This window comes from Moorena sp. SIO2C4 (assembly GCF_010672485.1).
GTDB lineage: Bacteria > Cyanobacteriota > Cyanobacteriia > Cyanobacteriales > Coleofasciculaceae > Moorena > Moorena producens.
Genome location: NZ_JAAHGN010000672.1, coordinates 1 through 4,171, shown reverse-complemented (window position 1 = coordinate 4,171; position 4,171 = coordinate 1). Strand labels below are relative to the sequence as shown.

The 4,171-nt window shown below is 44.0% G+C and carries 3 protein-coding genes; 2 read left to right on the top strand and 1 reads right to left on the bottom strand.

The annotated features are described in order from the left end of the window. Window positions 1-181: 181 nt before the first annotated feature. Together F6K20_RS26910 and F6K20_RS26905 are read left to right on the top strand one after the other, a co-directional pair. Window positions 182-2,104, top strand: a complete 1,923-nt coding sequence (locus F6K20_RS26910; RefSeq protein ID WP_008188051.1) for an alpha-amylase family glycosyl hydrolase — start codon at window positions 182-184, stop codon at window positions 2,102-2,104. A 1,540-nt stretch (window positions 2,105-3,644) separates the two neighbouring features. Next, the gene (locus F6K20_RS26905) at window positions 3,645-3,977 is read left to right on the top strand and encodes a dynamin family protein (protein WP_287296683.1); all 333 of its coding nucleotides are present in this window, start codon (window positions 3,645-3,647) and stop codon (window positions 3,975-3,977) included. On the opposite strand, the gene F6K20_RS26900 is transcribed toward F6K20_RS26905, so the two are convergent. After that, on the bottom strand, window positions 3,974-4,171 hold a 198-nt coding region (locus tag F6K20_RS26900; protein ID WP_287265468.1), incomplete at its 5' end, for a transposase. The two genes, F6K20_RS26905 and F6K20_RS26900, sit on opposite strands and share 4 nt — an antisense overlap.

The following is a 4,171-nucleotide window of genomic DNA, read 5'->3' as shown; positions in this document are numbered from 1 at the left end:
TCAATTTTGTTATTCCTACTCCCGATTCACCACTCCCGACTCCCGATTCCCGATTCCCGATTTCCGATTCCCGATTCCCGATTCCCCACTCCCCACTCCCCACTCCCCACTCCCGACTCCCGATTCCCCACTCCCGACTCCCCACTCCCACTAGTCTTTTGCGGAATTGAATTATCTACTGGTGTATACCGTTAAAGAAACTAACATTGATTCACCAAAGGTTTCCATCGTGTCTACTCCAGTTGAACCATGCTCTCCCCAAACCCTCGCTGAGGCCAACCTGCAACCGAGGGGCAATGTTTATCCAAGTCCGATTACTTGGCGAGACCAGATTCTATACTTTCTGCTACCTGACCGATTCAGTGATGGGTTAGAACTAGAGCGGAAAAAATTTGACCCTAGTAACCCCAACCAATTTAAAGCCAAAAATAAAGGTGACTGGATGAGCAAGGGAAAAAGGTTTCAAGGGGGTACCCTCAAGGGAATCGAAAGTAAATTGGACTACTTGAAACAATTAGGTGTCACTACCCTTTGGATTGGTCCAGTTTGGCGACAACGGATTGAACTAGACACCTATCACGGCTACGGGATTCAAAATTTCCTAGATGTTGACCCCCGATTTGGCAGCCGTCAGGATTTACGGGATTTAGTGGATGCTGCCCATGAGCGGGAAATGTATGTGATCTTAGACATCATTTATAACCACAGCGGCAATAACTTTTTCTACCAAGACGAGAATGATAATCCTAAAGCTAGCCTTCCCTACCGTTTTGAACCACCTTATCCAGTTCATAGTTGGCGTTCTGGCACTGGTAAAGCGATTTCCGAAATCACTACAGAAATTGATGGGGTATGGCCTCAAGACTTTCAAAACATTGATTGGTACACTCGTGCTGGTCATATTAACGAATGGGGTGCAGACCCTTGGGAAGACAAACTGCATCCGGAGCTAGAATTTCGCCGAGGGGATTTCTTTGATTTAAAAGACATTAATCTCGCTAAACCGGAAGTCCTAGCAGGGATTATTAAAGTCTATCAATACTGGATTGCCCTAAGTGACTGCGATGGATTTCGCATTGATACGGTTAAGCATATTCCTTGGCGAGTTTCCCGTAGTTTTTGTGGTGCTATCCGGGAATATGCGGAATCGATTGGTAAGGAAAACATCCTACTGTTGGGAGAAGTAACGGATGGGGCTCATATGTCCCGCAACTACCTGGAAGTATTTGGTCGCAACTTGGATGCTGTGCTTGATATTGGGGAACCCACAAAGCGATTAGCACGGATGGTAAAAGGATTAACACCACCAAGGGAGTTTTTTAATCAATTTGAGGAGCATAATATCCTTGGTAGCCACCGGGAAACGGGACGGTATCATGTTTCGATCTTAGATGACCATGATATGGTCGGACGCGATCGCAAGCATCGGTTTGCTGCTAATAACTCTATTCCTAGTAAATACCAGCAAATAGCCCATGCGGTAGGGTTGCAACTGACCACGTTGGGTATACCCTGTATCTATTACGGTACTGAACAAGCCTTTGATGGCACGGAAAACCGCCATGACCCTAGTGTTGAACCAATCAATGAGTATGGCAACATTTCCAATAGCGATCGCTATATTCGTGAATCGATGTTTGGGGGTAGCTTTGGAGCATTTGAAACCAGTGGCTGTCACTTCTTTGACCCAGACCATCCCACCTATCTCAGAATTTCTGCGATCGCAAACCTCCGAAATCGACAAGACCTGATTGGAAAAACCCTACGTGGGGGTCGTCAATACCTCCGAGAAACCTCCTATCTCGGCAAACCTTTTGCTATTCCTGATGCTGGAGAATTAATTGCTTGGTCAAGGATTCTCTACAATCAAGAAATTCTGGTTGCTTTAAACACCCATGGCACTGAAAACCGGGGTGCATACGTCACCATTGATGCCTCACTACACCCCCACGGCTCAACCCTTACTCTGCTCTACAACAGTTACTGGAGTAACTCTCAATTACGCCATCCACCCCAGAATCAAACCGTAATCGTTCAACATGACCAGGGTAGGGCAACGGTCAGGATTGAATTACCGCCTAGTGGCATGATGATTTTGGCCTAGGGATTCTACCTGAAAATTATTAAGGATTATAACATTTTGCTGGTTTAAAGGGATGAGGGGTTGCACCCCACATTTATCTTGCTATACTGAGATCAAGTAGATGCACCCTGATGATCAAGAGAGTCACAAGCACGGCTCTCTATTTTTTTTGAGATGGCTGAAACATTCTAATGGTGATTGAAGTCAAGGGTTTCAAGGGTTTCAAGTCAAGTACTGGTTGCTGTATGAGTGGGTACGCTTCATCCCAAGCATTAAGCCTCAGCACACTATTAAGTTTTGTAACATTTTGCTCGCTTTAAGGGGTGAGGGGTTGCACCCCACATTTATCTTGCTATACTTAGATCAGTAGATGCACCCTGATGATCGAGAGAGTCACACCAACGGCTCTCTATTTTTTTTTGAGATGGCTTAACAGTTCTTTACGTGTTTGAAGTGAGAGGTTTGAAGGGAACTGGTGGTTGCTGCATGAATGGGATTCGGGCAAAGCCCGACGCTGCGCGAACGCTTGATCCCAATCATTAAGCCGATGCGCACTATTAAGTTTTGTAACATTTTGCTCGCTTTAAGGGGTGAGGGGTTGCACCCCATATTTATCTTGCTATACTTAGATCAGTAGATGCACCCTGATGATCGAGAGAGTCACACCAACGGCTCTCTTATTTTTTTTTTGAGATGGCTTAACAGTTCTAATGGTGCTTGAAGTCAAGGGTTTCAAGTCAACTGGTGGTTGCTGCATGAGTGCGTAGGCTTGATCCCAATCATTCAGACTCTCCTATCTATTAAGTTTTGTAACATTTTGCTTGACTATAGGGGTGAGGGGTTGCACCCATCACTTATCTTGCTATACTGAGATCAGTAGATGCACCCTGATGATCGAGAGAGTCACACCAACGGCTCTCTATTTTTTTTGAGATGGCTTAACAGTTCTAATGGTGCTTGAAGTCAAGGGTTTCAAGTCAACTGGTGGTTGCTACATCAATGGGATTCGGGCAAAGCCCGACGCTGCGCGAACGCTTTATTATCCCAATCATTAAGCCTCACCAAACTATTAAGTTTTTTAACATTTTGCTCCCGTTGAGGTATGAGGGGTTGCACCCCACATTTATCTTGCTATACTGAGATCAAGTAGATGCACCCTGATGATCGAGAGAGTCACACCAACGGCTCTCTTATTTTTTTTTGAGATGCCTTAACAGCTCTAATGGTGCTTGAAGTCAGGGGTTTCAAGGGAGCTGGTAGTTGCTGCATCAGTGCTTACGCTTCATCCCTTGCTGTGGGAGGGACAAAGTCACGAAAGTCCTAAGGAAACTTAAGTAATTACCGAAAAGTTCAGAAACAGTTAGTTAGGCCAAGTATGCTTGCTTACTTCGTCTATAGTCAGCGAACTTAATCTAGGGTTTTCGCCTATCATCTTCAAACCTATATCAAACTACCCTGAAATTATAATTAAAAAAACCTAAGCCTTCAGCTGTCAGCTGACGGCTGAAGGCTGACGGCTTAATGCTTATAACCAAAGACCAATTACTGAACACCAATTGTCATGGAAGATCAGCAAATCTATCAGTCTGTTGTCAATTATCTTAGGTCTGCTATCGGTCTGCTTGATTTGGAGCAAGACTCACCCTTGCGAAAGGATGTGATTGCCCTGTGCGACCATCTAGAAAATCCCACATTTCGGATTGCTGTCTTTGGTCCGTTTAATTATGGGAAATCTACCTTGCTCAATGCTTTGCTAGGAAAGCGCACTCTGCCCATTGGTCTAATTCCCACTACAGGGGCTGCAATTCATATCCGATATGGAGAAGAATTGCATACTCGAATTATCCTAACTGATGGCACAGAAATTAGTGAAAATAAGCTGTTGCGCATTTAAACTGTGATAACAGCATTGCCTTTGTTTTTTATTTTTCGTACCCATTTTATAATTAACCCTCCTTCATTTAAAAGATGATTTAACAAACATTCTAATTCTTCAATTGATTTGAAAACTCGATTGGCAATATATTCTTTTGCTGAATGCCAAACCAATTCAATTAAGTTATAATCAGGACTATACTCGGGAAGATA

Bases quoted from the DNA above. Each gene is read 5' to 3' on its own strand.
- F6K20_RS26905 (WP_287296683.1), top strand. From the start codon at position 3,645: ATGGAAGATCAGCAAATCTATCAGTCTGTTGTCAATTATCTTAGGTCT.